A 22,870-nucleotide genomic window follows, 5' to 3' on the forward strand; every position below is an offset into this window, starting at 1 on the left:
TGGATGTCGCCGACGGCGCCGATGTCGCCCGCGGTGACGAGGCCGGGGCCCGTCTTGCGCAGGGTCATGCGCTTGGGCTGGTCGGTCTGCGAGCGCAGCGCGATCGTCTTGATGTTGAGGACGATGTCGGTCACGTCCTCGCGCACGCCGGGGATCGACGAGAACTCGTGCAGCACGCCGTCGATCTGCACCGAGGTGACCGCGGCGCCCTGGAGCGAGGAGAGCAGCACGCGGCGCAGGGAGTTGCCCAGCGTCGTGCCGAAGCCGCGCTCGAGCGGCTCGGCCACCACGGTGGCGACCCGCTTCGGGTCGTCGCCGGCCGACACCTGCAGCTTGTTCGGCTTGATGAGCTCTTGCCAGTTCTTCTGAATGACCACGGTCCTACCTCTTGCCAAACCCGCGCCGCCGGCGTCCCGGAAAGCGCTTCGGCCGGCCCTTGAGCGCTCGTGGAGCGCCCGGACCGGTCCCAAAACTCACTGCGTCTCGCCGGCCACCCAGAGGGCGGGGACGAAGCTGTAGCCCGCGCCGTCGCGGGCGACGTATCCGAGCGCCGGAAACTCCAGATGCGAGCCGGCGATGAAGGTCTTCTCCGTCGCCACCTCGTCGAGCACGCGCTTGCGGGTGGCGCGCGCCTGGTCCCCGTCCACGTCGAAGGCGACGCCCGCCTCCGGCTGCTTGAACTGGATCGCCGGCATATGCACCACGTCGGTCCACATCAGCAGGGACTTGTCCCCCGATACGATCCGCATGCCGCAATGGCCCGGCGTGTGGCCGGGGAGCGGCACGGCGGTGATGCCCGGCACCAGCTCGCCGCCCTCGTGCTGGCGCAGCCGCGCACCGTAGGGCGCGACCGCCTTGCGGGCGTTCTCGAAATACGGCTTCGCCGCATCCGGCGCCCGCGACAGCGCCTCGTCGGGAAGCCAGTGCGCGGCTTCCGTGGCATGCACCACGAGCTCCGCGTTCGGATAGGCCGCGCTCCCGTCCTCCCTGATCAGCCCGCCCGCATGGTCGGGATGGAGGTGGGTGAGGAGCACGGTCTCGATCTCCTCCGGCCTGACGCCGGTGAGCGCCAGGGCGGAGGGGACCCGACCCAGGGTGGCGGGGCCGAGATGGCCGTAGCCCGAATCGATCAGCACCGGCTTGCGGCCGGCGCCGGTGACGAGGAAGGCGTTAAGCGTGACGATCGGAGCCTCGGGACGGAAGCCCGCGCGCTGGAGCGCGCCGGCCTCGTCCTTGGAGATGCCCGTGACGAGATCGAGCGAACCCTGAAACCAGCCGTCGTTGAGCGCGGTGACCGTGAGGTCGCCGATGTTCCAACGCAGGGCGCCGGGAAGGGGCTTCGATCCGTCCGCCATGGGCTTCTCCGTTCGAGAGGGCTCCGGGTCCGTCCGATCAGACGCGGCGGCGCTTGCGCGGGCGGCAGCCGTTGTGCGGGATCGAGGTGACGTCGCGGATCGAGGTCACGGTGAAGCCCGCGGCCTGGAGCGCGCGCAGGGCCGACTCACGGCCCGAACCGGGGCCGGAGACCTCGACCTCGAGGGTGCGCATGCCGTGCTCGGCGGCCTTGCGGCCGGCATCCTCGGCGGCGACCTGGGCGGCGTACGGGGTCGACTTGCGCGAACCCTTGAAGCCCATCGCGCCGGCGGACGACCACGAGATCGTGTTGCCCTGGGCGTCGGTGATGGTGATCATCGTGTTGTTGAACGAGGCGTTCACGTGCGCCACGCCGGAGACGATGTTCTTGCGTTCGCGACGGCGGACGCGGGTCGGTTCCTTGGCCATTCTGTTCTCGCTGGTCCTTCAATCACGCCCGTAACACCAGGCGCTCGGGATTCTTTTGGGATTTGGCCGGACCGCTCGTGGAGTGCCGGCCTGTCACGCCGGCATCCTCAGCGGGACACCCAGCGCGACGGAAAGAAGGCCGAGCGAAGCACGGCCTTCCAACGCCAAAAAATTACTTCTTCTTGCCGGCGATCGGCTTCGCCTTGCCCTTGCGGGTGCGGGCGTTGGTGTGGGTGCGCTGGCCGCGGACCGGGAGCTGCTTGCGGTGACGCAGGCCGCGGTAGCAGCCGAGATCCATCAGGCGCTTGATGTTCATCGAGACTTCGCGGCGCAGGTCGCCCTCGACGACGTAGTCGCGGTCGATCGCCTCGCGGATCTGGAGCACCTCGGCGTCGGTGAGCTGGTTCACGCGGCGCTCGGCCGGGATGCCGACCTTCTCGGTGATCTCCTCGGCCTTCTTCGGGCCGATGCCGTGGATGTACTGGAGCGCGATGACGACGCGCTTGGCGGTCGGGATGTTGACGCCTGCGATACGGGCCAAGATGATCTCTCCATGGGCGGGTCTTTGCCCGCCGTCACAAGGAAGGTGCGCGTCCGGTGGAGGCCGGCCCCTGCGCACCCGTCCGAAACGACAAATCGGTCCGCAAGCAGCCTCCTTGAGGTGCTCTCGAACCACATCCCGTTTGGACGAAGGGGGTCCGCCTAGCGCGAGCCCGGCAACTTGTCAACGGTTTGCAAACCGGTTTGCGCCTCACGCGTCGCCACCCCACCGGCGGCGCATGAGGGCACGTGAAAAAGCCCGCCCCGTCGAGACGGCGGCGGGCCTCAGGACAGGCGACCGAGGCGGCGCCTCAGAGCGCCGCCTTCTCGCGGAATCCGTCGAGCAGGCCCGTGACGTTGCCGGTCACCTCGTCGATCGGCTCCATGCCATCGATCTTCCGCAGGAGGCCGGTGCCGGCATAATAGTCGGAGAGCGGCGCCGTCTGGCGCTTGTAGGCGTCGAGCCGGGTCTTGAAGACCTCCGGCGTGTCGTCCTTGCGAACCGGCAGGCCCTTGGCCGCCGTCTCCTCGGCGCGCTTGGCGATGCGGCCCACCAGCGCGTTCTCGTCGACGACGAACTCGACCACCGCGTCGAGGGCGATACCCTTCTCCGCGAGCATCGCGTCGAGGGCCTTGGCCTGCTCCACCGTGCGCGGGAAGCCGTCGAGGATGAAGCCGTTCTTGGCGTCCGCCTCCTCGATGCGGTCGGCGACGATGCCGACCACCACCGCGTCCGGCACGAGGCCGCCGCTCTCCATGATCGATTTCGCCTCGAGGCCCACCGGCGTCTCGGCGGCGACCGCCGCGCGCAGCATGTCACCGGTCGAAAGCTGCGGAACGCTGTAGCGCTCCACGATGCGCTCGGACTGCGTACCCTTTCCCGCTCCCGGCGGTCCGAGCAGAATGATCCGCATAGCGTCTCCCCGTCCTCAAGGCCCGGCGCCGGGCTCGTTCTTCATGGGCGGCGCGCCTGCCTTCAAGAGGCCGCGCCGTCGTCACACCGCTGTGATGCGCAATTCCGGCGCGCGCGTCCACCGAACCTTTGTCGAACGTGGATGCTCAGCGGCGCCGCGTCGTCGAGGCGCCGCGCAGCTTGGCCTTCTTCACGAGGCCCTCGTACTGGTGCGCCATCAGGTGCCCGTGGATCTGTGCCACCGTGTCCATGGTGACCGAGACCACGATCAGCAGCGAGGTGCCGCCGAAGCCGAGGGCGGCCGAGGTGTAGGAGGCCACGATCTCCGGCACGAGGCAGACGAAGGTGAGGTAGGCCGCGCCGATCACCGTGATGCGGGTCAGCACCTTGTCGATGAAGGCGGCGGTGCGCTCGCCGGGGCGGATGCCGGGGATGAAGCCGCCCTGCTTCTTCAGGTTGTCGGCGGTCTCCTGCGGGTTGAAGACGATGGCCGTGTAGAAGAACGTGAAGAAGATGATCAGCCCGGCATAGGCCAGCATGTAGAGCGGCCGGCCGTGGCCGAGATAGGCCGTCAGCGTGCCGAGGATGCCGGTCGAGCCCTGGTTGGCCGAGAAGCTCGCCACGGTGGTCGGCAGCAGCAGCAGCGAGGAGGCGAAGATCGGCGGGATCACGCCCGACGTGTTGAGCTTGAGCGGCAGGAACGAGGACTGGCCCTCGTACATGCGGTTGCCGACCTGGCGCTTGGGGTAGTTGATCAGGAGCCGGCGCTGGGCGCGCTCCATGAACACGATGAAGTAGATCAGCGCGACCGCCGCGACCGCGGCGCCGAGCAGGATGGCCGGCGAGAGCGCGCCCGTGCGGGTCAGCTCCAGCGCGCCGAAGATCGAGGCCGGCAGGTGGGCGACGATGCCCGCGAAGATGATCAGCGAGGAGCCGTTGCCGATGCCGCGCGAGGTGATCTGCTCGCCGATCCACATCAGGAACAGCGTGCCGCCGGTGAGCGTGACCACGGTCGAGAGGATGAAGAACGGACCGGGCGTGATGACCGCGTTCGAGCCCTGCAGGCCGAAGGCGATGCCCCAGGACTGGACCAGCGCCAGCACCACCGTGAGGTAGCGGGTGTACTGGTTGATGACCTTGCGGCCCGACTCGCCCTCCTTCTTCAGCGCCTCCAGGCTCGGCACGACCGAGGTGAGGAGCTGAACGATGATCGAGGCCGAGATGTAGGGCATGATGTTGAGCGCGAAGACCGCCATGCGCTCGACCGCGCCGCCCGAGAACATGTTGAACATGCCGAGCACGCCGCCGGCCTGGTTCTGGAAGTTCCGCGCGAACTGCTCGGGATCGATGCCCGGGATCGGGATGTAGGTACCGAGCCGGAACACGATGAGCGCACCCAGCGTGAACCAGATGCGCTTCTTGAGCTCGTCGGCCTTGGCGATGGCGCCGAAATTCAGGTTGGCGGCAAGCTGCTCGGCGGCTGAGGCCATGTCTCGTATCCCGGAAAATGCCGTCGGGACGCGTCTCGAACGGTCCCTGAAAGCGGAAGCGGCGGCCGCGTGCGAGCACGGGCCGCCGCTTCGGCGTTCGACTTAATGGTGGCGTCAGGCCGACGCAACCGCGCTGTCGGATGTGCCGCGGTGGGCGACGCCGGCGGCGAAGGTCGTGGTCACGGAGCCACCGGCCTTCTCGACAGCCTCGACGGCCGACTTGGAGGCGCGGGTCACCTCGAAGCTGAGCTTCGCGGTGAGCTCGCCGACGCCGAGCAGCTTCACGCCGTCGCGGGCCCGGGCGATGATGCCGGCCTTCACCAGCGCATCGACGGTCACGGGGGCGCTGGCGTCGAGCTTGCCGGCATCCACCGCCGCCTGGACGCGACCGAGGTTCACCTCGTTCAGGTCGTGGGCGTGGATGTTGTTGAAGCCGCGCTTCGGCAGGCGACGATGCAGCGGCATCTGGCCGCCTTCGAAGCCCTTGATGGACACGCCGGTGCGGGCCTTCTGACCCTTCACGCCGCGTCCGCCGGTCTTGCCCTTGCCGGAGCCGATGCCCCGGCCGACGCGCATCCGGTTCTTGGTCGCGCCTTCGTTGTCGCGGATCTCGTTGAGCTTCATGGGTAAGCCCTCCTCACGCCGCGGCGTCGTCGAGGACGCGCACGAGGTGCGCGACCTTGCGGATCATGCCGCGGACCGAGGGAGTGTCCTCCAGCTCGGCGACGCGGTGCAGCTTGTTCAGCTTGAGGCCGATCAGCGTCGCGCGCTGGGAGGCCTCGCGGCGGATCGGCGAACCGATCTGCTCGATGCGGACAGTCTTGGAAGCCATGCTGTCCTCCCCTTACGCGACGGCCGCTTCGGAGGTGTCGGCCGGGTCGGCATCGCGGCGACGGGCCTGGAGGGCCGACACCTTGAGACCGCGACGGGCCGCGACCGAGCGCGGGCTGTCCTCGTTCTTGAGCGCGTCGAAGGTGGCGCGCACGAGGTTGTAGGGGTTGGACGAGCCGAGCGACTTGGCGACGACGTCCTGCATGCCGAGCGTCTCGAACACGGCGCGCATCGGGCCGCCGGCGATGATGCCCGTGCCCTGAGGCGCCGCGCGCAAAATCACCTTGCCGGCGCCGTGGCGACCGTTGACGTCGTGGTGCAGGGTGCGGCCCTCGCGGAGCGACACCCGGATCAGGCCGCGCTTGGCGGCCTCGGTCGCCTTGCGGATCGCCTCCGGCACCTCACGGGCCTTGCCGTGGCCGAAGCCGACGCGGCCCTTCTGGTCGCCGACGACGACGAGCGCCGCGAAGCCGAAGCGACGGCCACCCTTCACCACCTTGGCGACGCGGTTGATGTGGACGAGCTTGTCCACGAACTCGCTGTCGCGCTCCTCGCGGTCGTCGCGGCGACGACCCTCGCGTTCACGTGCCATTTGTTTTCCACTTCATCTCACTGGCGCGGGCGCGTGACGCCCGCTCGCTCGATCTCCCCTCCCACTTGCGGGGAGGGGGTAGGGGTGGGGCCGAATGAGGCGACTGAACCTCGTCGCGACCCCCACCCTCGGTCCCTCCCCGCAAGGGGGAGGGAAGAGGTGCCTCAGAAGTCCAGGCCACCCTCGCGGGCGGCGTCGGCGAGAGCCTTGACGCGGCCGTGGAAGATGTAGCCCGACCGGTCGAAGACGACCTTGGTGACGCCCGCGGCCTTGGCGCGCTCGGCGACGAGCTTGCCCACCGCCTCGGCCGCCGCCTTGTCGGCGCCGGTCTTGAGGCTGGCCTTGAGATCCTTGTCGAGGCTGGACGCGGCGGCGAGCGTGCGGCCCGCGGCGTCGTCGATGACCTGGACGTAGATCTGCTTGGACGAGCGGAACACCGACAGCCGCGGACGGCCGTTGGCGGTGGCTTTGAGGGCCCGACGGACCCGCGCCTTGCGGCGCAGGAGGGCTTCGTTCTTGTTCGACATGAATCGCCCTCCTTACTTCTTCTTGCCTTCCTTGCGGAAGATGAACTCGCCAGCGTACTTCACGCCCTTGCCCTTATAGGGCTCGGGACCGCGATACTCGCGAATCTCCGCCGCGACCTGACCGACGCGCTGCCGGTCGATGCCCGCCACCACGATCTCCGTGGGCTTGGGGGTCGTGATCGTGATCCCGGCCGGGATCTCGTACTCGATGTCGTGGCTGTAGCCGAGCGAGAGCTTGAGCGCCTTGCCGGCCATCGCGGCGCGGTAGCCGACGCCGGTGATCTCGAGCTTCTTCTCGAAGCCCTTGGAGACGCCCTCGACGAGGTTCGCCACCTGGGCGCGCGAGGTGCCCCACAGGGAGCGGGCCTGCTTCGACTGGTCCTTGGGCGCGACCTGAACGGCCCCGTCCTTGAACTCCACGACGACCTGGGGCGGGACGACGAACTGGAGTTCGCCCTTCGAGCCCTTCATCTTCACCGTCTGACCCGTGACCGTGGCGGTGACGCCGGACGGGACGGGGACGGGCTTCTTGCCTACGCGAGACATGTCGCTGTCCTCCGGATCAGAACACCTTGCAGAGCACTTCACCGCCGACGTTGCGCTCGCGCGCCTCGTGATCGGCCATGACGCCCTGCGGGGTCGAGATGATGGTAACGCCGAGGCCGTCGGCGACGCGCGGCAGCTCGCCAACCGACGAGTAGACGCGGCGGCCGGGCTTCGACACGCGCTTGATCTCCCGGATGACCGGACGACCGTCGTAGTACTTGAGCTCGATCTGGAACTCGGTGCGGCCGTTGCCGAGGTCGGACACCGCGTAGTCGCGGATGTAGCCCTCGGACTTCAGGACGTCGAGGACCGAGGCGCGCAGGCGCGAGCCGGGGGTCTGGACGACGTTGCGGCGACGGCTCTGGCCGTTGCGGATGCGGGTGAGCATGTCACCCACGGGATCGTTCACCATGGATGCCTCCCCTTACCAGCTGGACTTCACGAGGCCGGGGATCAGACCCCGGTTGCCGAGCTCGCGCAGAGCGACGCGCGAGATGCCGAGCTTACGGTAGTAGGCCCGCGGACGGCCGGTCATCTCGCAGCGGTTGCGGATGCGGGTGGCCGACGAGTTGCGCGGCAGTTCCGCGAGCTTCAGGCGCGCCTCGAAGCGCTCCTCCATCTCGCGGGACTCATCGTTGGCGATGGCAAGGAGGGCCTTACGCTTCTCGGCGAAGCGCTTCACCAGATCCTTGCGGTGGTTGTTCTTCTCGACTGAGCTTTTCTTAGCCATGTCTGTCTCCAGTGTCCGCGTCTAAGCGACGTTGCCGCCGCTTACTGCCGGAACGGGAACTTGAAATGGGCGAGGAGAGCCTTGGCCTCTTCGTCCGTGGTGGCGCTCGTCTGGACGACGATGTCCATGCCCCAGGTCTGCTCCGCCTTGTCGTAGGAGATCTCCGGGAACACGAGGTGCTCCTTGAGGCCCATGGCGTAGTTGCCGCGGCCGTCGAAGGAGCGCGGGTTCAGGCCGCGGAAGTCACGGACGCGCGGCAGCGCGATCGTGATCAGGCGGTCGATGAACTCGTACATGCGGGCCTTGCGCAGGGTCACCTTGCAGCCGATCGGCATGCCCTCGCGGACCTTGAAGGTCGCGATCGCCTTGCGGGCGCGGGTGATGACCGGCTTCTGGCCGGCGATGAGCGCGAGGTCGCCCGCGGCAACGGTGGCCTTCTTCGAATCCGCGGTGGACTCGCCGACGCCCATGTTGATGACGATCTTCTCGATCTGCGGGACCTGCATCGGGTTCTTGTACCCGAACTGCTCGATCAGCTTCTGCCGGACGACCTCGTCGTAGTGCTTGCGCAGACGCGGGACGTAGGCGTTCTTGTCGGCCTCAGCCATCGATCTGATCCCCCGTGGTCTTGGCGAACCGGACCTTGCGCCCGTCGTCGAGGATGCGGAACCCAACACGGGTCGGCTTGCCGTTGGCGTCGGCCACCGCGATGTTGGACAGGTGGATGGCAGCCTCCTTGGAGATGATGCCGCCTTCCTGGTTCTGGGTCTGGCGCTGGTGCTTCTTCACCAGGTTGATGCCGCGAACGAGGGCCTTGTCCTCCTTCGGCATGACCTGGATGACCTCGCCGGAGCGACCCGCGTCGCGGCCGGTGAGAACGACGACCGTGTCGCCCTTCTTGATCTTGGCGGCCATCACAGCACCTCAGGAGCGAGCGAGATGATCTTCATGTGGTTGCGGGCGCGCAGTTCGCGCGGCACCGGCCCGAAGATACGGGTGCCGACCGGCTCCTTCTGATTGTTGATCAGAACGGCGGCGTTCTTGTCGAAGCGGATCACCGAACCGTCGGCGCGCTTCACGTCCTTGGCGGTGCGAACGACGACCGCCTTCATGACGTCGCCCTTCTTCACGCGGCCGCGCGGGATCGCCTCCTTCACGGAGACGACGATGATGTCGCCGACGCCGGCATACTTGCGCTTCGACCCGCCGAGCACCTTGATGCACATCACGCGGCGCGCACCCGAATTGTCGGCGACGTCCAGATTCGTCTGCATCTGGATCACGGGAGTGACCTTTCCTTGTTTCAGGCGGGTTTCCGCACACGGACGGTATTGCCCGGCGGACGACGCCTGATGGGGATCTGATGTCCCCGGCTCATGTGAGAGACCGCGCTATCGGCGTGGGAACGCCGGCGCGGTCACCGCGTACGAAGGGATGCGAACATCCCAAGGACTGTCGCGAAGGCGTGCCCGATACTACGGACGCGTGGCGGGTGCAAGTCCGGAGCGACCCGAAATCGCGCGCCGGAGGCGGCTCACGCCCGGCCTGCGGAGGATCCCGCGAGAGCGTGAGGAAGCATACGGAAGCGGGTCGCGGGACGCGTTCGAACGCCGTGCCGTCGCTTCGGCGTCGCGTGCTGGCTTGGATCAAGAGGGGCGCGGAGAAGGGAGCTCGGAGAACCGCGGCGATCCGGGCCGCGACGGCCAGGTCAGCAGCCCTTGCAGATCGACCCCATCGTCTTGTTCATCTTGGCGTCCCAGGCCTTGTCGCGGGCCTGCGCGGCGCGCTGAGCCTTGACCATCTGGTCCTGGGAGGCCGGCGTCACCTGTCCCTGCGGGATGCCCGGCGCCGGCGGCTTGGTCTGACCGGTCGCGGTAACGGTGCGACCAGCCTGCGCCAGACGGGAATCGCCCGTATCCTGAGCGAGGGCGGGGGCCGCTGCCATCAGGCAGGAGAGCAGGAGGGCGGAGACGGCGATCGGGCGACGCATGGCTTCTCAATCACTCCCTGACGCGGGCCGCCGGTGCCGACGGGCCCGGGCAGGCACGGCGTGGCGTGGAGGATGACGACGTCCGAAGGGCGACGTCGGGGCAACGTCCCTGGCCGCGCGCCTGAGCGACCTAGTTGGCACCGGAGCAGGCCGGCCGCAAGCGGCGCAAAGGTCACGCGCCGGCCCGCTCCGTGCGAAGGCGCACCAGCCTGCCGAGAGACGCCTCGACGGTACGGCCGTCCTGGGCCCCCGTCGGGAGGGTCAGTGCGTCTCGGGCTGCGCGTCGGCGACCGTGCTGGCCTTCGAGTAGCTCGTCCGCGGCCGCTCGGTCGGGTCCTCGAACGAACCCGCCCAAAGACCGAGGCGCTTGCCCCACGCGACGGTTTCCGCGCCGACATAGGCGGCCCGTCCGCCCCGCTCGGCCATGACGAAGCCCTTCTCGGCCATCCAGGCGCTCAGATCTTCCTTGTCCCGGTGGCAGACGGAGAGCGCGCGGCCGTAGCTGTCCGTCTCGCGGATCTGGCAGGTGACGGTCGCATCCTTCAGATGGGCGGCGAGCGCCTTGGCCGAGGAGGCGCCGCAGGCATAGTTCTGACCCTGGGCGTTCAGGCAGGTCTGCTTGAGGCCCGGCGCCGCCACGCCGTAGAGGCCGACCACGCGCCCGCCCACGACCAGCGTGTCGCCGCTCAGGACCCGCGCCCGTCCGCTCACGCTCTCGCCGGCATGGGCGGGGCCGAGGTCCGGTGCGCCGGATGCGGCAAGAAGAAAGAGGCTGAGGCCGAGAAATCCCGTCCGTCTCATCGAAACACCATGGGTTTCCGACGCACCCCTGCGGAGGCGCCGGCGATTGCTCTGCCGAGGACAGTCACGTGTCCGACGTGGCGCCCAATCCCCTCCGGCGCCGAGCTTCGGCAGGAGAGCGAGCGTATGTCGGAAAACCTAAAGCAGAGCTTATGCCCTTTTCGTGGCCGGCGGCATGTCGTGGCATCATGCCGGTGCCGCAGCGCACGTCGCGGGCCGGCGGTCCGCGAGGGCTTTCTCAACCATGGGCCGGCGTTCCGCCGCGTTCGGACGAGAATCGTATCGGCCACCCCTGTCGGAGCGGCGCGCCGGCCCTATCCTCCGCGGCGCCGACGGATTCGTCCGCCGGTCGCCCGCGCCCACCGGACGGTGATGCCCCCAAGCCGTTCGGCGGGCGCGAGCGTTCGGAGCCGCCATCCGCCGCACCGCCGGAAGCGGACGGGACCCGATCCGCGTCCTCGCTCGAACCGCCGCGTCCCGCCGGGACCGCGATCCAGCGCACGACCAGTCCGGTGCCGCCGCGCGCGACGTGCCGGTTCAGGCGACGACGGGCCCAAGAGGGTAGGTTCTCGAAATCAATCATCACCAATGCCGATACTGATCTTCGTCGCCCCATGCGGGGCGCGTGCAGGATCACGGCAAGTGTGAAGGCAATATGGCGTCATCCAGGGCGATTTGGCGTGGTTTCGTGCAGGATCATGGCACCGGGTTCCCGCCGTCGCGACCGGGGCCGGCGATCGTTCCCTAAGCCCCTCGATGCCGGACACCCCGAACGTTAGGAAGGGCGGCCGGCGTTGGCAGGGGATGGGGCCGGGCGCGTGCCCGTCCGGGCTGAGGAGAGATGCGGGGTGGCGGTGAGCTTGGCAGACCTGATGCGCGGGGCGGCCGCCGAGGCCCGGCGGCGCGCGGCTGCGTTCCCGGCGGCCGGCCGGAAGGACGACCTGCCCTGGGCGGTGATCGCCGCCTTCGACGCCGACGTGCGCGGCCATGTCGAGCGCGACCGGCGGATCGAGGACGAGCGCGACCGCGTGCTGATCGCGTCCGTGACCTTGGCCGAGACGCCCGACGATGCCGAGGCCGACGAGTGGGACCGGGCGCGCCGCGGTCTCGCCAGGGCGATCGACTACCTGGAGGAGACGGTCCTTCGCTTCGGCATCGTCAACCGCGCGGCGGCCAAGCGCGGCCACGGCGTCGCCGGCGACCCGGTCTCGGCACCGCCGATCGGATGACGCGAGACGGACGACATACACTTCCGTACACCCTGATTGACATTCGGCATTGAGGGAGCTCGACCACTTCAGGTAAAGCTTGGGCAGCAGAGGCTTGACTTGGCGTATCGATGCTACAGCCGATCGAAGCCGGCCTGAGCCGTCCCTGGTACCGGCTCAAGTTGCCGGACGTGCTCGAAGCGCAGTACCGGGCCGAGACGGCTCGGCAGGACGGCTTCTATGTGCAGTCCTGGCTCGCCGTCTTCACCCTGTTCAACATCATCTCGCTCGTGATGGACCGCGAGGTGTTCGGTCCTGAGCGATTCGTCGTGCCGCTGGCGATGACGCTCGGCGTCTTCTGCCCGGTCGCGCTGGCGGCGATCGTCTCCCTGCGGGGGCGGCCGACGATGGTGCGGGTCACCGGCGCCGTCCTCGCCACCGCGCTCGTCGACATCGTCGTCGTCCTCAACAGCGCGCGCCTCGCGCCGGCCCCGCACACGGATGTCTACATCATCATCGCCACCATCGTGCCGCTGGTGGTGGGGCTGATCGCGCCGCTGCCGTTCCGGCACTGCCTGTGGTTCTGCGGCGGCTCCTTCGTCCTCTATGTCGGCCTCGTCCTGGGCTTCGGGCTGTGCACCGCGGAGCGCAGCGGCCTGCCCTTGCTGGTCTCCGGACTGATCCTGGTGCCGCTGAAGCTCTGCTACTCGCGGGAATGGGAGGCCCGGAAGACCTTCCTGATCGGTCTGCGGGTGAAGCTTCAGGCCGAGGCGCTCGCCCGCGCCAACGCCCGCCTCACCGTGCTCTCGGAGACCGACTCGCTCACGACCCTGTCGAACCGCCGCCATTTCACCGATCGGCTGGAGGCGGCCTGGGGCCTCGCCGGCGAGCGGGATGCGTGGCTGGGCGTGATCCTCATCGATATCGATCACTTCAAGAGGCTGAACGACACGGCCGGGCATGCCGAGGGGGATCGCTGCCTCGTTGCGGTGGCGGCGGCGCTTCAAGCCTCCGTCGAGGCCCATGGCGGCCTCGCGGCACGCTATGGCGGCGAGGAATTCGCGGCTCTGCTGCCGGGCGCCGATCCGTCCGCGGCGCGGATGGCGGGCGAAGCGATCCGCGCCGCGGTCGTCGATCTCGCCATCCGCCATCCGGGGCTTTCCGCGGAGGCGCCGTTGACGGTCAGCGTCGGCGTCACCGCCGCGCGGGGGCGGACGCAGGATTTCGGCATCCAGGCCGCCGACCTGCTGAAGGCCGCCGACTTCGCGCTCTACGCGGCCAAGAACGAGGGCCGCAACCGGGTCGAGAGCTTCATGCCCGCCGCGAACGCGAATCGGCCGGCAGCGGACAGGGGCCGCGTCCACACCGCCGTCCCGGGCGCCTGAAACGACCCGCATTCCGAACAAAACCGTCGCTGCCGCGTCTTCCCGTCCGGGGCGGCCGTCGGGTCGCGCGCCGGAAGGAGCGACGAAGGGATGCTGCTCGACGAGGAATGCGGGACCGGCTCAGCTGTGGCCGACCCGCTGGCCGGCCGACCGGTCGGCGCGCGTCCGCGGCGGCCGAGTGCGGGGCTCGCGGCGCCCGGTGCGGGCTTCTGGGGGCTCGTCGGCGTCCTGGTCGGCCTCGACGCCGTCTGGCTCGCCGTCGCGGGAATCGGCGTCGCTCGGACCGGTCTGCTCGTCGTGTCCGGCGCGGTGGCCGTCCTGCTCGGGCTCGCCTTCCTGTTCAGCGCCGTCAAGCCGGAGCCGAAGCTGCGGGCCATGGCCCTGTCGAGCGCCTATCTGGCCGCCTTCACCACCGCGGCGGCGGTGCTGCACTACCTCACCGCCACGCTGGCGCCGCCGCTGGCCGATCCCGTCCTCGCGCATGTCGAGGCGGCGCTGGGCTTCGACTGGCGCGGCTGGGTCGGCTTCCTCGCCGAGCATCCCGACCTGTCACGGGGGCTGGCCCTCGCCTACCATTCGAGCGGCCCCCAGGTCGGCCTCGTCGTCATCGCCCTGAGCGCGGTGTCGCGGGTCGCCCGCCTCTGGGCCTATGCCCGGCTGTTCACGCTGGCGCTGCTCGCCTCCATCGCGGTCTCGGCCCTGTTCCCGGCGGTCGGCCCCTACGCCTTCTACGCGCCGCAGGTCTATCCGCAGGGCCACCTCGAGACCGTCGGCGCCCTCTGGCATCTCGACGCGCTGCACGCCCTGCGCGACGGGACGCTGCCGACGCTCGCGCTCTCGGAGATCCGCGGCCTCGTCACCTTCCCCTCCTTCCACGCCTGCCTCGCGGTGCTCACCGCCTGGGCGCTCGCCCCGGTGCCGGTGATCGGGCCGCTCGCCGGCCTCCTCAACGGTGCGATCATCGTCGCCACCCTCGGCGCGGGCGGACACTACCTGCCGGACGTCGTGGCCGGGACGCTGATGGGGATGGGCCTCGTGGCCTATCACCACGCCCGGCATCGGCGCCCGTTCGAGGCAGGACGCGCGGCGCTGGTCGCGCGATGGGGCCGGAAGGCGGGGCCGGTCGCCGAGCCGCATCGCGGACTGTGTCCGGCCCCTGTGAGAAGCCCTGCCTCGGTCGGGCGCGGGTAGGGCGGATCTCACGCCTGGTCCGATGCCGCGGATGGCGAGCGCCTTCGCGTCTCAGCGAAGATCGGCGAACAGGTCGAGCTGGGCCGAGGCCGCCGCCCGGCGGCGGGGCCGGCGCGCGACGAAGCGCGGCAGCGGGACGCCGGGCTTGCCGTACAGGGCGACGCCGATCACGCGGCCGCGGCCCGCACCGAGGAGGATGGACGCGGTGTGCGGACCGGAGCGGGCGACTTCCTCGATCAGCGGCTCCGCGACCGGCAGCGCGGCCAGGGCGCTGACCATGTCGGACAGGCCGGCGGCGTCGACGCCCATGACACGGAAGTCGAAGCTCCGTCCCGCCCAGGTGTTGCGCGCCGCCGCGGCGCGGGTCGCCGAGAACGGGTTGTCGATGAGCTGAGTGGCCGGATCGCGGAGGAACGCCGCGACGCGCTCACGCTCCGGGACGTCGTGCGCGTCGGCGAGCAGCGCGCAGAGTTGGGGCTTGGTGACTGACACCGCGCGAGGCTTGCATGGCTCGGCCGCTCACGTCGAGCATCGGCCCCGCAAGGGCTGTGGAGAGCGCGGCCGGAGATTCGGAGAGGAGCCTGCGAGGCGCAGCGCCCGCATCGTCTCGCCCGCTGCCTTACGCCCACGCAACAATCGACGGAATACGCCCGCAACGGCGCCCCCTCATGGTTAAGGCAACGTTTCGAAACGAAGCGGCCAACCAACACCGACAGCCAAGGGGGCTCTCATGCGTCGACTCACTCTCGCCTTCACCGCCGGCATCCTCGCCGCGGGTGCCGCCGCCGCGCACGGCCTCGGCTCCGAGGTCGCGGCCCAGCAGACCGCCGGCATTCTCACCTGCGTGACCAAGCCCGAGGCCAGCCTCGTCTTCGGCCGCACGCCGGTCGCGGATTGCACCTTCGCGGCGGAGCGCGGCGGCTTCCGTCAGAGCTACGTGGCGGTCTTCTCCCCCGCGGCCACCGTGGCGGAGCTGGAGACGGCGCAGAAGGTGACGTGGCGGGTGCTCACCAAGGACGGCTTCGCCCGTCCGGGCATGCTCGCGGACAAGTTCACGGCGGCGCAGGACCGGACCGCCGCCAAGCCCGAACTGATCGGCCGCGCGGCCACCCTTCAGCTCCTCAGCCATTCCGGGCAGTCGAGCGCGAAGTTCGCCTTGGCCCAGCCGCGAGTCCAGCTCGCGGCGGCTCAGCCGGGCATGACGCGCTGAGGGGACGGGAAGCGGGACGAGATCGGCGCGCGACGCTCCGAGGATGCTGCGTCGAACCGCTGGTGCGGACGGCGGGACTCGAACCCGCACAGCCTTGCGGCCGCAAGATTTTAAGTCTCGTGCGTCTACCGGTTTCGCCACGTCCGCATCCGGGCAGCGGTAGCCGCCCGGCGGGGCCAGATCAAGCGGGCGGGCGCCAGCCGTAGACCCAGGCGTAGCGGTCGCTCATGCCGTCCGGCCCGAGGCGGCGCATCACCGTGTCCCGGGCGAAGCCGATCAGGCGGCCGGCGTGGTAGAAGCGGCCGTTGCGGCGGGCGGCCCGCTGCACCGCGCGCACGCGGGACCGGCGCGCCGCGGCGTAGGCCGCCAGCGCTTCGGGGACGCCGCCCTTCGCGGAAAGGCTCGCCGCCAGCACCGCCGCGTCCTCGATGGCGAGCGCCGCGCCCTGGGCCAGGAACGGCAGCACCGGATGGGCGGCGTCGCCGAGGAGCGCGATCCGGCCCCGCGCCATCGGCCGCGCCGCCGGGCGGTCCACCAGCGACCACACCACCCAGGTGTCGGGCAGGCTCAGCAAATCCGTCAGCGGCGCGGCCGCGTCGGGAAAGTGGTCGCGCAGGACCGCCGGGTCGCCGAGCCGGCCCCAATCCTCGTCGCCCTCGCGCTCGGGGACGATCGCCACGACGTTGAGCCGCTTGCCGCCGTTGATCGGGTAGTGGACGACGTGCCGCCCGGAACCCAGCCAGAGCCCGGTCTCGTCGCCCTGGAGCGCCTCGGGGGCCGCCTCGCGCGGGATCACCGCCCGCCACGCCGCCTGGCGGTGGAGCTGCAGGGGGCGTGCGTCGAAAAGCTGGCGCAGGGCCGAGCGCACCCCGTCGGCGCCGACGACGAGGTCGGCGCTCAGGCTCTCGCTGCGGTCGCCGTCGACGCTGCGCATCGTCAGGCTGACGCCGTCGTCCGTTTCCGCGAGGCCCGATACCTCGCGCCCGACGCAGAGACGGATGCCGGGGCGCCCGCGCACCGCATCGAGGAGGATCGTCTGGAGGTCGGCGCGGTGGAGCACGTAGTAGGGCGCGCCGTGGCGCTCGCGCATGCCCGGTCCGAGGCGGATGCCGCCGACGACGCGGCCGGAGGCCAGGGCGCGCACGGTGACGCCCGGCGGCTCGTCGGCCGCCCGGCGCAGGGCCGCGCCGAGGCCGAGGCCGATCAGCACCGCGCTGGCGTTCGGCGAGAGCTGGAGCCCGGCGCCGACCTCGGAGAAGCCGGTCCGGCGCTCGATCAGCGTGACGGAATGGCCGGAAGCGGACAGCGCCAGCGCGGCGGTGAGCCCGCCGATCCCGGCGCCGACGATGACGATGGAGAGCGCCGCCACGGACGAGCCGCTCGTCAGGCCGCCTTGGGGGCCTCCTGGGGCGCCGCGTCGTGCCAGACGCACCCCGCCGGCTCCGCCGTGCCCGGCTTCAGCTTCGGGTCGTAGCGGAACAGCGTCGAGCAGTACTGGCAGATGATCTCGGTGTCGCTGCCCATGTCGAGGAAGACGTGCGGATGATCGAAGGGCGGCAGCGCGCCGATGCACATGAACTCCTTCGAGCCCACCGCGATCACGCTCACGCCGGCCTGATTGTGGAAGTGGGGAACCGCCTTGTCAGCCATCGCACGTCCCTGAAACGGAGGCCGTGGTCTAGCGCGTTCGCGGCCGTCCGCCTAGGGTCCCCCCGCTGCGACAGCCCCTCGGGGAAGGGTCGGCGGATCGCGCCGCCGACCACGCGACATCCTCGAGGCTCTAACGGCGATCACCCTTCCAGGCTTCTTCCGGACGGATCGGCGTGCGGGTCGTGACCTCGACGAAATAGCCGCCCTTCGCTCGGAAATAGAAGGACCAGGCGCCGTGCGTATCGTGCGGCGCCTGCGCCGCCCAGCCGTCCGTGCTCAGGCCGGCGTGCAGGGCGTCGACGGCCTCGCGCGACTCGACGATAAAGCCGATGTGCAGGATGTCGAGCTGCTCGGGATAGTCGAAGCCTTCGCGCTTCTTCTCGAAATGATTGACGATCAGGACGAGCCCGTCATCGTCCTGCATGATCGCCATCACGTCGCCGCGCACGACGAGCGTGCGCAGGCCGAAGTAATGCTCGAACATCGCCCGGTCGGCCGCGATGTCGTGGCTGTAGAGGTTGATGTGGTTCAGCTTCATGGTCGTGCCCTTCCGTTCGAGAAACGGACACGGATCGACCAGAGCCTTCGGCGACCATGACCGATCACGCGCATGAAGGGGGCTCCATGCTGTGTCCGGCCAAGGCCAAGAGCGGCGTCACCCGCTCAAGCGTGACTGTCTCCGGGGAGACCGCAGGTTGTCACCATACCTGCATCGCTGTCTTTTTAGGCGGAACGCCATGTAGCGGAAGCCGTTTTCGCATCAAGGCATCCCGGGCTTGTTTCGAGGGCGATCGCTTTCGGGCGATGGCCCCGGGTGAGGCGCGCGCTCGGGTTGGCGCCGGCCCTCGCGCGGCGTAAGACGAAGCCGACCGCCTCATCTCATCTGCCGAAGCGCCCGAACCTCCATGAGCCGTGAAGAGCAAGCCGTCGCCGATGGCGGGCGCCGCGCCCCGGAGCCGCCGATCCACGGTCCGGAGGGGTTCGAGGGCATGCGCCGCGCCGGCCGCCTGACGGCGGAGGCGCTCGACCTCCTGGTCGAGGCCGCCCAGCCCGGCGTGACGACCGAGCATCTCGACAGGCTCGCCTTCGAGTTCGGCATGGATCACGGGGCCTATCCGGCCTCGCTGTTCTATCGCGGCTACCGCAAGTCGATCTGCACCTCGATCAACCACGTCGTCTGCCACGGCATCCCCAACGACAAGCCCCTGCGCGAGGGCGACATCGTCAACCTCGATTGCTGCCTGATCCTCGACGGCTGGCACGGGGATTCGAGCCGCATGGCCTATATCGGCGAGGTGCCGCGCAAGGCGCAGCGCCTGTGCGAGATCACCTACGAGGCGCTGATGCGCGGCATCCGGGCGGTGCGGCCCGGCGGCTCCACCAACGATATCGGCCGCGCGATCCAGGCCTACGCGGAGGCCGAGCGCTGCTCGGTGGTGCGCGATTTCTGCGGCCACGGGCTCGGCCGCGTCTACCACGACGCCCCGACGATCCTGCACTACGTCGAGCCGAGCTACGACGTGCCGCTGAAACCCGGCCAGTTCTTCACCATCGAGCCGATGATCAATCTCGGCCGCCCGGCGGTGAAGGTGCTCTCCGACGGCTGGACCGCCGTGACTCGCGACCGCTCGCTCTCGGCGCAGTTCGAGCACACGGTGGCGGTGACGGAGGACGGCTACGAGATCTTCACGCTCTCGCCCAGGGGGCTCGACCAGCCCAAGCCCCACGGGATCGAGCCCCACGGGTTCCGGGCCGACTGACGGCCGCCGGACATGGCCCGCCGGCCGGCCGAACCGCCCGCCCCGCCGGGGCTCGCCGAGGTTCCGACCTCCGCCGGGGAGACGCCGCACTATCACGGCCATCGCGAGCGCCTGCGTGCCCGCTTCACGGAGGCCGGCGCCGAGGCGCTGGCCGACTACGAACTGCTCGAACTCGTCCTGTTCCGGGCAATCCCGCGGCGGGACGTGAAGCCGCTCGCCAAGGCGCTGATCCGCCGCTTCGGCTCGTTCGCCGAGGTCGTCAGCGCCGAGCCCGCCCGGCTCACCGAGGTGGAGGGCGTCAGCGCCGGCGTCGCCGCGGACCTCAAGCTGATCGCGGCCGCGGGCCGGCGGCTCGCCCGCGGCGCCATCGCCGGCCGGCCGCTGCTCTCGTCCTGGAGCGCGCTCCTCGACTATCTGCGCGCCACCATGGCCTTCTCGGGCCGCGAAGAGTTCCGGGTGCTGTTCCTCGACCGGCGCAACCACCTGATCGCCGACGAGGTCCAGGGCCGCGGCACCGTCGATCACACCCCGGTCTATCCCCGCGAGGTGGCGCGCCGGGCGCTCGAACTCTCGGCCACCGCGATCATCCTGGCGCACAACCACCCCTCTGGCGACCCGACCCCGTCGGGGGCCGACATCCGCATGACCCGGGAGATCGTCTCGGTGCTCGATCCCCTCGGGATCGTGGTGCACGACCACGTCATCCTCGGCCGCGACGGGCATGCGAGCCTGAAAGGGCTCCAGCTGATCTGATCCGGTTCCCGCTTGATCAGAGGGCGAACCGGATCAGCGAGCCCGCGCGGCGCTTGAGCGTCGCCGACATCCGCCATCCCGAAGGGATCAATCGGATGTCGCATGACGCGCGTCTCCGACGTGTCCCCGTTTCCGGAGCGGACGGCGGGGCCGGGAGGGATGGGCGAGCGCCGGCCGTCCGCTACATCGATGACAGGTTGTCCGGCAAACCGCCTCCGAACGGGGCGCGGGCGGCCACCGTCCGGGGCAGCCGCCACGGCAGGTCGGGGCGATGCGGGGACGGGACGCGCGGCATCGATCCGGGTGGCCTGCCTCTTGCTCCGGCCGGACGAGACATCAGGGGGAACCGCGCGGATGGCGCTCACGGCGTTCGACGAGATGAACGGGGGCGGATCGGAGCAGCCGGAACCGGCCGCCGTCCGCGAAGCCTACGACATCCTCAAGACCTGGCTCGACAACACGCCGCCGGAGCATTTCAACACCCGCCGCAGCCAGGCCGAGATGCTGTTCCGGCGCATCGGCATCACCTTCGCCGTCTACGGCGCCAACGAATCGACCGAGCGGCTGATCCCCTTCGACATCATCCCGCGGGTGCTGACCAAGCCCGAATGGGACTTTTTGGAGCGCGGCCTCAAGCAGCGGGTCACCGCGCTCAACGCCTTCATCAACGACATCTACGGCGCGGAGGAGTGCATCAAGGCCGGGATCATCCCGCCCGACCTCGTCTACCGCAACCCGCATTACCGCATGGAGATGCGCGCCTTCGACGTGCCGCACGACCTCTACGTCCACATCGCCGGCATCGACATCGTGCGCACCGGCGAGAACGACTTCTTCGTGCTGGAGGACAACGCCCGCACCCCGTCCGGCGTCTCCTACATGCTGGAGAACCGCGAGGTGATGATGCGGCTCTTCCCCGAGCTGTTCTCCCGCCACCGCGTCGCCCCGGTCGAGAACTATCCCGACGCCCTGCTCGCGACCCTGCGCAGCCTCGCCCCCGCCTCCGCGACGCGGGACCCGACCGTCGTGCTGCTGACGCCCGGCCGCTACAACTCGGCCTTCTACGAGCACTCGTTCCTGGCCGACAAGCTCGGCGTGGAGCTGGTGGAGGCCGGCGACCTCTTCACCAAGGACGAGGTCGTCTACATGCGCACCACCGAGGGGCCGCGCCGCGTCGACGTGATCTACCGCCGCCTCGACGACGACTTCTTGGATCCCCTCGTCTTCCGCCCCGACTCGGTTCTCGGCGTGCCGGGCCTGATGAACGCCTACGAGCGGGGCAACGTCACGCTCTCGAATGCGGTCGGCACCGGCATCTCGGACGACAAGGCGGTCTACAGCTACATGCCGGAGATCGTGAAGTTCTTCACCGGCGAGGAGCCGATCCTGCACAACGTGCCGACCTATCGCTGCCGCGAGCGGGAGGCCTTCTCCTACGTGATCGACAACCTGAAGGATCTCGTGGTGAAGGAGGTCAACGGCTCGGGCGGCTACGGCATGCTGGTCGGCCCGCACGCGACGCGCCGGGAGATCGACGAGTTCGCCAAGAAGCTGCGGCACGCGCCCGACAACTTCATCGCCCAGCCGACGCTCTCGCTCTCGACCTGCCCGACCTTCGTCGCCTCGGGCGTCGCCCCGCGCCACGTCGATCTGCGCCCCTTCGTGCTGGCGGGCGCCGACGAGATCCGCATCGTGCCGGGCGGCCTGACCCGCGTCGCGCTGAAGGAGGGCTCGCTCGTGGTCAATTCGAGCCAGGGCGGCGGCACCAAGGACACGTGGGTGCTCGATGCCTGAGCAGATCGCCCGTTCGTTTTGCATGTCTTCGGCGGGCCGGGCGGCGTCGGTGATGAAACACCGCGCATCTGCCGTCCCGGTCGCCACCGCGCCCGCGAGCTGACCCCATGCTGTCCCGGACTGCCGACAATCTCTACTGGCTCTCGCGCTACGCCGAGCGGGCGGATTTCCTGGCCCGCATCCTCGATGCGGCACACCGGCTCGCGGCCCTGCCGTCGAGCTACGGCGGCCGCACCTCGAACGAATGGGCCTCGGCCCTGTCCTCGGCGGGCGACCCGGAGCTGTTCAAGACGCTCTACGACGCGGTCAACGAGCACACCGTCTGCAACTTCCTGGCCTTCTCGCCCCACAACCCGTCCTCGATCCGCTCCTGCATCGCCACGGCGCGGGAGAACGCCCGCTCGATCCGCACGGCGCTCACCACCGAGATGTGGGACACGATCAACGGCGCGTGGCTGGAGCTTCGCTCCTACGAGGGCCGCGACCTCTCGCGCGAGGAGTTCACGCAGTTCCTCGACTGGGTGAAGCGCGTCTCGCTCACCTTCGACGGCTCGGCCTACCGGACGATGCTGCGCAACGACGCCTACTGGTTCACCCGCGCCGGCACCGCCATCGAGCGGGCGGACAACACCGCGCGCATCCTCGACGTGAAGTACCAGATCCTGCTGCCGGCGACCGAGCGGGTCGGCGGCTCGCTCGATTACTTCCAGTGGACCACGATCCTGCGCGAGGTCTCGGCCTTCAACGCCTATCACTGGGTCTACCGCGAGAGCATCAAGCCGGTGCTGGTCGCCGACCTGCTCATCCTCAATCCCGAGATGCCGCGCTCGCTCGCGAGCTGCTACCGGATGCTGGTGGAGCATCTCGACCTCATCGCCGACGCCTACGGCCGCCGCGGCGAGAGCCAGCGTCTGGCGAGCAACCTGCGGGCGAAGCTGCGCAGCGCCGACATCGAGCGCATCTTCGCCTCGGGCCTGCACGAGTTCATCCAGGGCTTCATCGCCGAGAACAACGGGCTCGGGGCGGCGATCAGCGAGCAGTACCTGGTGTAAGACGCCATCCGGTTGATCGCTTCGGTCAAGGCATGGTCTGTCCCCTCCCCCTTGTGGGGAGGGGTTTGGGGTGGGGGTGGTGCAGACGGCACCGCCGCGCTCGATCCGGCACCACCCCCACCTCC

The 22,870-nt window shown here is 69.7% G+C and carries 30 protein-coding genes and 1 tRNA gene; 8 read left to right on the forward strand and 23 right to left on the reverse strand.

Annotated elements, in window-relative coordinates; translation table 11 throughout:
• From MFF42_RS08710 to MFF42_RS08795, 18 genes are all read right to left on the reverse strand, one after another.
• A partial coding sequence (locus MFF42_RS08710) for a DNA-directed RNA polymerase subunit alpha (protein WP_507763106.1) occupies window positions 1–377 on the reverse strand: 377 nt, incomplete at its 3' end.
• Between the two features lie 96 nt (window positions 378–473).
• Window positions 474–1,355 carry an MBL fold metallo-hydrolase gene (locus MFF42_RS08715; protein ID WP_238255383.1) on the reverse strand — a complete coding sequence of 294 codons (882 nt, stop codon included), beginning with the start codon at window positions 1,353–1,355 and terminating at the stop codon, window positions 474–476.
• Between the two features lie 37 nt (window positions 1,356–1,392).
• Window positions 1,393–1,782 (reverse strand): 30S ribosomal protein S11, encoded by a 390-nt coding sequence (rpsK, locus tag MFF42_RS08720; RefSeq protein ID WP_009866710.1) that lies wholly within the window; start codon window positions 1,780–1,782, stop codon window positions 1,393–1,395.
• 172 nt (window positions 1,783–1,954) lie between these two features.
• Window positions 1,955–2,323 carry a 30S ribosomal protein S13 gene (rpsM, locus tag MFF42_RS08725; RefSeq protein WP_238255384.1) on the reverse strand — a complete coding sequence of 123 codons (369 nt, stop codon included), beginning with the start codon at window positions 2,321–2,323 and terminating at the stop codon, window positions 1,955–1,957.
• Between the two features lie 310 nt (window positions 2,324–2,633).
• Window positions 2,634–3,236: an adenylate kinase gene (locus MFF42_RS08730; RefSeq protein ID WP_238255385.1), complete on the reverse strand. Its 603-nt coding sequence runs from the start codon at window positions 3,234–3,236 to the stop codon at window positions 2,634–2,636.
• 145 nt (window positions 3,237–3,381) lie between these two features.
• Window positions 3,382–4,725, reverse strand: coding sequence for a preprotein translocase subunit SecY (gene secY, locus MFF42_RS08735; RefSeq protein WP_238255386.1), 1,344 nt, complete (start codon window positions 4,723–4,725; stop codon window positions 3,382–3,384).
• Window positions 4,726–4,839: 114 nt separating this feature from the next.
• Window positions 4,840–5,349, reverse strand: a complete 510-nt coding sequence (rplO, locus tag MFF42_RS08740; protein ID WP_238255387.1) for a 50S ribosomal protein L15 — start codon at window positions 5,347–5,349, stop codon at window positions 4,840–4,842.
• A 13-nt stretch (window positions 5,350–5,362) separates the two neighbouring features.
• Window positions 5,363–5,557: a 50S ribosomal protein L30 gene (gene rpmD, locus MFF42_RS08745; RefSeq protein WP_238255388.1), complete on the reverse strand. Its 195-nt coding sequence runs from the start codon at window positions 5,555–5,557 to the stop codon at window positions 5,363–5,365.
• 12 nt (window positions 5,558–5,569) lie between these two features.
• Window positions 5,570–6,148, reverse strand: a complete 579-nt coding sequence (gene rpsE / locus MFF42_RS08750) for a 30S ribosomal protein S5 (protein WP_012253652.1) — start codon at window positions 6,146–6,148, stop codon at window positions 5,570–5,572.
• Between the two features lie 164 nt (window positions 6,149–6,312).
• Window positions 6,313–6,675 (reverse strand): 50S ribosomal protein L18, encoded by a 363-nt coding sequence (rplR, locus tag MFF42_RS08755; RefSeq protein ID WP_017485522.1) that lies wholly within the window; start codon window positions 6,673–6,675, stop codon window positions 6,313–6,315.
• 12 nt (window positions 6,676–6,687) lie between these two features.
• Window positions 6,688–7,221, reverse strand: a complete 534-nt coding sequence (rplF, locus tag MFF42_RS08760; protein WP_238255389.1) for a 50S ribosomal protein L6 — start codon at window positions 7,219–7,221, stop codon at window positions 6,688–6,690.
• 16 nt (window positions 7,222–7,237) lie between these two features.
• Window positions 7,238–7,633 carry a 30S ribosomal protein S8 gene (gene rpsH, locus MFF42_RS08765; RefSeq protein ID WP_231346712.1) on the reverse strand — a complete coding sequence of 132 codons (396 nt, stop codon included), beginning with the start codon at window positions 7,631–7,633 and terminating at the stop codon, window positions 7,238–7,240.
• Window positions 7,634–7,645: 12 nt separating this feature from the next.
• Window positions 7,646–7,951 (reverse strand): 30S ribosomal protein S14, encoded by a 306-nt coding sequence (gene rpsN, locus MFF42_RS08770; protein ID WP_003597141.1) that lies wholly within the window; start codon window positions 7,949–7,951, stop codon window positions 7,646–7,648.
• Window positions 7,952–7,992: 41 nt separating this feature from the next.
• Entirely contained in the window at window positions 7,993–8,559 is a 567-nt protein-coding gene (gene rplE, locus MFF42_RS08775; RefSeq protein ID WP_238255390.1) for a 50S ribosomal protein L5, read from the reverse strand.
• The gene (rplX, locus tag MFF42_RS08780; protein WP_238255391.1) at window positions 8,552–8,866 is read right to left on the reverse strand and encodes a 50S ribosomal protein L24; all 315 of its coding nucleotides are present in this window, start codon (window positions 8,864–8,866) and stop codon (window positions 8,552–8,554) included. Before rplX ends, rplE begins: the two co-directional genes overlap by 8 nt.
• Window positions 8,866–9,234: a 50S ribosomal protein L14 gene (gene rplN, locus MFF42_RS08785; protein WP_012253654.1), complete on the reverse strand. Its 369-nt coding sequence runs from the start codon at window positions 9,232–9,234 to the stop codon at window positions 8,866–8,868. The genes rplX and rplN overlap by 1 nt, the downstream gene beginning before the upstream one ends.
• 425 nt (window positions 9,235–9,659) lie before the next feature.
• Window positions 9,660–9,941, reverse strand: coding sequence for a DUF2059 domain-containing protein (locus MFF42_RS08790; protein WP_238255392.1), 282 nt, complete (start codon window positions 9,939–9,941; stop codon window positions 9,660–9,662).
• A gap of 261 nt (window positions 9,942–10,202) precedes the next feature.
• Window positions 10,203–10,742 (reverse strand): thermonuclease family protein, encoded by a 540-nt coding sequence (locus tag MFF42_RS08795; protein ID WP_238255393.1) that lies wholly within the window; start codon window positions 10,740–10,742, stop codon window positions 10,203–10,205.
• An 848-nt stretch (window positions 10,743–11,590) separates the two neighbouring features.
• Between MFF42_RS08795 and MFF42_RS08800 the strand changes: the two genes are divergently transcribed.
• From MFF42_RS08800 to MFF42_RS08810, 3 genes are all read left to right on the forward strand, one after another.
• A complete protein-coding gene (locus MFF42_RS08800) occupies window positions 11,591–11,971 on the forward strand; it encodes a hypothetical protein (RefSeq protein ID WP_238255394.1) in 381 nt (126 codons plus the stop codon).
• Between the two features lie 110 nt (window positions 11,972–12,081).
• The gene (locus tag MFF42_RS08805; RefSeq protein WP_238255395.1) at window positions 12,082–13,335 is read left to right on the forward strand and encodes a sensor domain-containing diguanylate cyclase; all 1,254 of its coding nucleotides are present in this window, start codon (window positions 12,082–12,084) and stop codon (window positions 13,333–13,335) included.
• A 90-nt stretch (window positions 13,336–13,425) separates the two neighbouring features.
• Window positions 13,426–14,526 carry a phosphatase PAP2 family protein gene (locus tag MFF42_RS08810; protein ID WP_238255396.1) on the forward strand — a complete coding sequence of 367 codons (1,101 nt, stop codon included), beginning with the start codon at window positions 13,426–13,428 and terminating at the stop codon, window positions 14,524–14,526.
• 51 nt (window positions 14,527–14,577) lie between these two features.
• Here the strand turns inward: MFF42_RS08810 and MFF42_RS08815 are convergent, their stop codons facing one another.
• The gene (locus MFF42_RS08815; protein WP_238255397.1) at window positions 14,578–15,018 is read right to left on the reverse strand and encodes a hypothetical protein; all 441 of its coding nucleotides are present in this window, start codon (window positions 15,016–15,018) and stop codon (window positions 14,578–14,580) included.
• A gap of 238 nt (window positions 15,019–15,256) precedes the next feature.
• Between MFF42_RS08815 and MFF42_RS08820 the strand changes: the two genes are divergently transcribed.
• The gene (locus MFF42_RS08820; RefSeq protein ID WP_238255398.1) at window positions 15,257–15,736 is read left to right on the forward strand and encodes a DUF992 domain-containing protein; all 480 of its coding nucleotides are present in this window, start codon (window positions 15,257–15,259) and stop codon (window positions 15,734–15,736) included.
• Window positions 15,737–15,796: 60 nt separating this feature from the next.
• Here the strand turns inward: MFF42_RS08820 and MFF42_RS08825 are convergent.
• The 4 genes from MFF42_RS08825 to MFF42_RS08840 all read right to left on the reverse strand — a co-directional run bounded on the left by MFF42_RS08825 (window position 15,797) and on the right by MFF42_RS08840 (window position 17,924).
• A tRNA-Leu gene (locus MFF42_RS08825) sits at window positions 15,797–15,883 on the reverse strand.
• 34 nt (window positions 15,884–15,917) lie between these two features.
• Window positions 15,918–17,105 (reverse strand): FAD-dependent oxidoreductase, encoded by a 1,188-nt coding sequence (locus MFF42_RS08830; protein ID WP_238255399.1) that lies wholly within the window; start codon window positions 17,103–17,105, stop codon window positions 15,918–15,920.
• Window positions 17,106–17,119: 14 nt separating this feature from the next.
• Window positions 17,120–17,386, reverse strand: coding sequence for a zinc-finger domain-containing protein (locus MFF42_RS08835; protein WP_238255400.1), 267 nt, complete (start codon window positions 17,384–17,386; stop codon window positions 17,120–17,122).
• A 130-nt stretch (window positions 17,387–17,516) separates the two neighbouring features.
• Window positions 17,517–17,924 carry a VOC family protein gene (locus MFF42_RS08840; protein ID WP_238255401.1) on the reverse strand — a complete coding sequence of 136 codons (408 nt, stop codon included), beginning with the start codon at window positions 17,922–17,924 and terminating at the stop codon, window positions 17,517–17,519.
• Between the two features lie 367 nt (window positions 17,925–18,291).
• Here MFF42_RS08840 and map point away from each other — a divergent pair, with 367 nt between their 5' ends.
• The 4 genes from map to MFF42_RS08860 all read left to right on the forward strand — a co-directional run bounded on the left by map (window position 18,292) and on the right by MFF42_RS08860 (window position 22,745).
• Window positions 18,292–19,146: a type I methionyl aminopeptidase gene (gene map, locus MFF42_RS08845; protein WP_238255402.1), complete on the forward strand. Its 855-nt coding sequence runs from the start codon at window positions 18,292–18,294 to the stop codon at window positions 19,144–19,146.
• 12 nt (window positions 19,147–19,158) lie between these two features.
• Window positions 19,159–19,899, forward strand: coding sequence for a RadC family protein (gene radC, locus MFF42_RS08850; protein WP_238255403.1), 741 nt, complete (start codon window positions 19,159–19,161; stop codon window positions 19,897–19,899).
• A gap of 354 nt (window positions 19,900–20,253) precedes the next feature.
• Window positions 20,254–21,693, forward strand: coding sequence for a circularly permuted type 2 ATP-grasp protein (locus MFF42_RS08855; RefSeq protein WP_238255404.1), 1,440 nt, complete (start codon window positions 20,254–20,256; stop codon window positions 21,691–21,693).
• Window positions 21,694–21,800: 107 nt separating this feature from the next.
• Window positions 21,801–22,745: an alpha-E domain-containing protein gene (locus tag MFF42_RS08860; RefSeq protein WP_238255405.1), complete on the forward strand. Its 945-nt coding sequence runs from the start codon at window positions 21,801–21,803 to the stop codon at window positions 22,743–22,745.
• The last annotated feature ends 125 nt before the right edge of the window (window positions 22,746–22,870 follow it).

It is taken from the genome of Methylorubrum podarium (assembly GCF_022179745.1).
Lineage (GTDB): Bacteria > Pseudomonadota > Alphaproteobacteria > Rhizobiales > Beijerinckiaceae > Methylobacterium > Methylobacterium podarium.

Bases quoted from the DNA above. Each gene is read 5' to 3' on its own strand.
- rpmD (WP_238255388.1), bottom strand. From the start codon at position 5,557: ATGGCTTCCAAGACTGTCCGCATCGAGCAGATCGGTTCGCCGATCCGC.
- rplE (WP_238255390.1), bottom strand. From the start codon at position 8,559: ATGGCTGAGGCCGACAAGAACGCCTACGTCCCGCGTCTGCGCAAGCAC.
- rpsN (WP_003597141.1), bottom strand. From the start codon at position 7,951: ATGGCTAAGAAAAGCTCAGTCGAGAAGAACAACCACCGCAAGGATCTG.
- MFF42_RS08835 (WP_238255400.1), bottom strand. From the start codon at position 17,386: ATGGCTGACAAGGCGGTTCCCCACTTCCACAATCAGGCCGGCGTGAGC.
- MFF42_RS08715 (WP_238255383.1), bottom strand. From the start codon at position 1,355: ATGGCGGACGGATCGAAGCCCCTTCCCGGCGCCCTGCGTTGGAACATC.
- MFF42_RS08840 (WP_238255401.1), bottom strand. From the start codon at position 17,924: ATGAAGCTGAACCACATCAACCTCTACAGCCACGACATCGCGGCCGAC.
- MFF42_RS08805 (WP_238255395.1), top strand. From the start codon at position 12,082: ATGCTACAGCCGATCGAAGCCGGCCTGAGCCGTCCCTGGTACCGGCTC.
- MFF42_RS08810 (WP_238255396.1), top strand. From the start codon at position 13,426: ATGCTGCTCGACGAGGAATGCGGGACCGGCTCAGCTGTGGCCGACCCG.
- rpsE (WP_012253652.1), bottom strand. From the start codon at position 6,148: ATGGCACGTGAACGCGAGGGTCGTCGCCGCGACGACCGCGAGGAGCGC.
- rplR (WP_017485522.1), bottom strand. From the start codon at position 6,675: ATGTCGAACAAGAACGAAGCCCTCCTGCGCCGCAAGGCGCGGGTCCGT.
- rplF (WP_238255389.1), bottom strand. From the start codon at position 7,221: ATGTCTCGCGTAGGCAAGAAGCCCGTCCCCGTCCCGTCCGGCGTCACC.
- secY (WP_238255386.1), bottom strand. From the start codon at position 4,725: ATGGCCTCAGCCGCCGAGCAGCTTGCCGCCAACCTGAATTTCGGCGCC.
- radC (WP_238255403.1), top strand. From the start codon at position 19,159: ATGGCCCGCCGGCCGGCCGAACCGCCCGCCCCGCCGGGGCTCGCCGAG.
- map (WP_238255402.1), top strand. From the start codon at position 18,292: ATGAGCCGTGAAGAGCAAGCCGTCGCCGATGGCGGGCGCCGCGCCCCG.
- MFF42_RS08790 (WP_238255392.1), bottom strand. From the start codon at position 9,941: ATGCGTCGCCCGATCGCCGTCTCCGCCCTCCTGCTCTCCTGCCTGATG.
- MFF42_RS08820 (WP_238255398.1), top strand. From the start codon at position 15,257: ATGCGTCGACTCACTCTCGCCTTCACCGCCGGCATCCTCGCCGCGGGT.
- rpsH (WP_231346712.1), bottom strand. From the start codon at position 7,633: ATGGTGAACGATCCCGTGGGTGACATGCTCACCCGCATCCGCAACGGC.
- MFF42_RS08795 (WP_238255393.1), bottom strand. From the start codon at position 10,742: ATGAGACGGACGGGATTTCTCGGCCTCAGCCTCTTTCTTCTTGCCGCA.
- MFF42_RS08860 (WP_238255405.1), top strand. From the start codon at position 21,801: ATGCTGTCCCGGACTGCCGACAATCTCTACTGGCTCTCGCGCTACGCC.
- MFF42_RS08855 (WP_238255404.1), top strand. From the start codon at position 20,254: ATGGCGCTCACGGCGTTCGACGAGATGAACGGGGGCGGATCGGAGCAG.
- rpsK (WP_009866710.1), bottom strand. From the start codon at position 1,782: ATGGCCAAGGAACCGACCCGCGTCCGCCGTCGCGAACGCAAGAACATC.
- rplX (WP_238255391.1), bottom strand. From the start codon at position 8,866: ATGGCCGCCAAGATCAAGAAGGGCGACACGGTCGTCGTTCTCACCGGC.
- MFF42_RS08730 (WP_238255385.1), bottom strand. From the start codon at position 3,236: ATGCGGATCATTCTGCTCGGACCGCCGGGAGCGGGAAAGGGTACGCAG.
- rplO (WP_238255387.1), bottom strand. From the start codon at position 5,349: ATGAAGCTCAACGAGATCCGCGACAACGAAGGCGCGACCAAGAACCGG.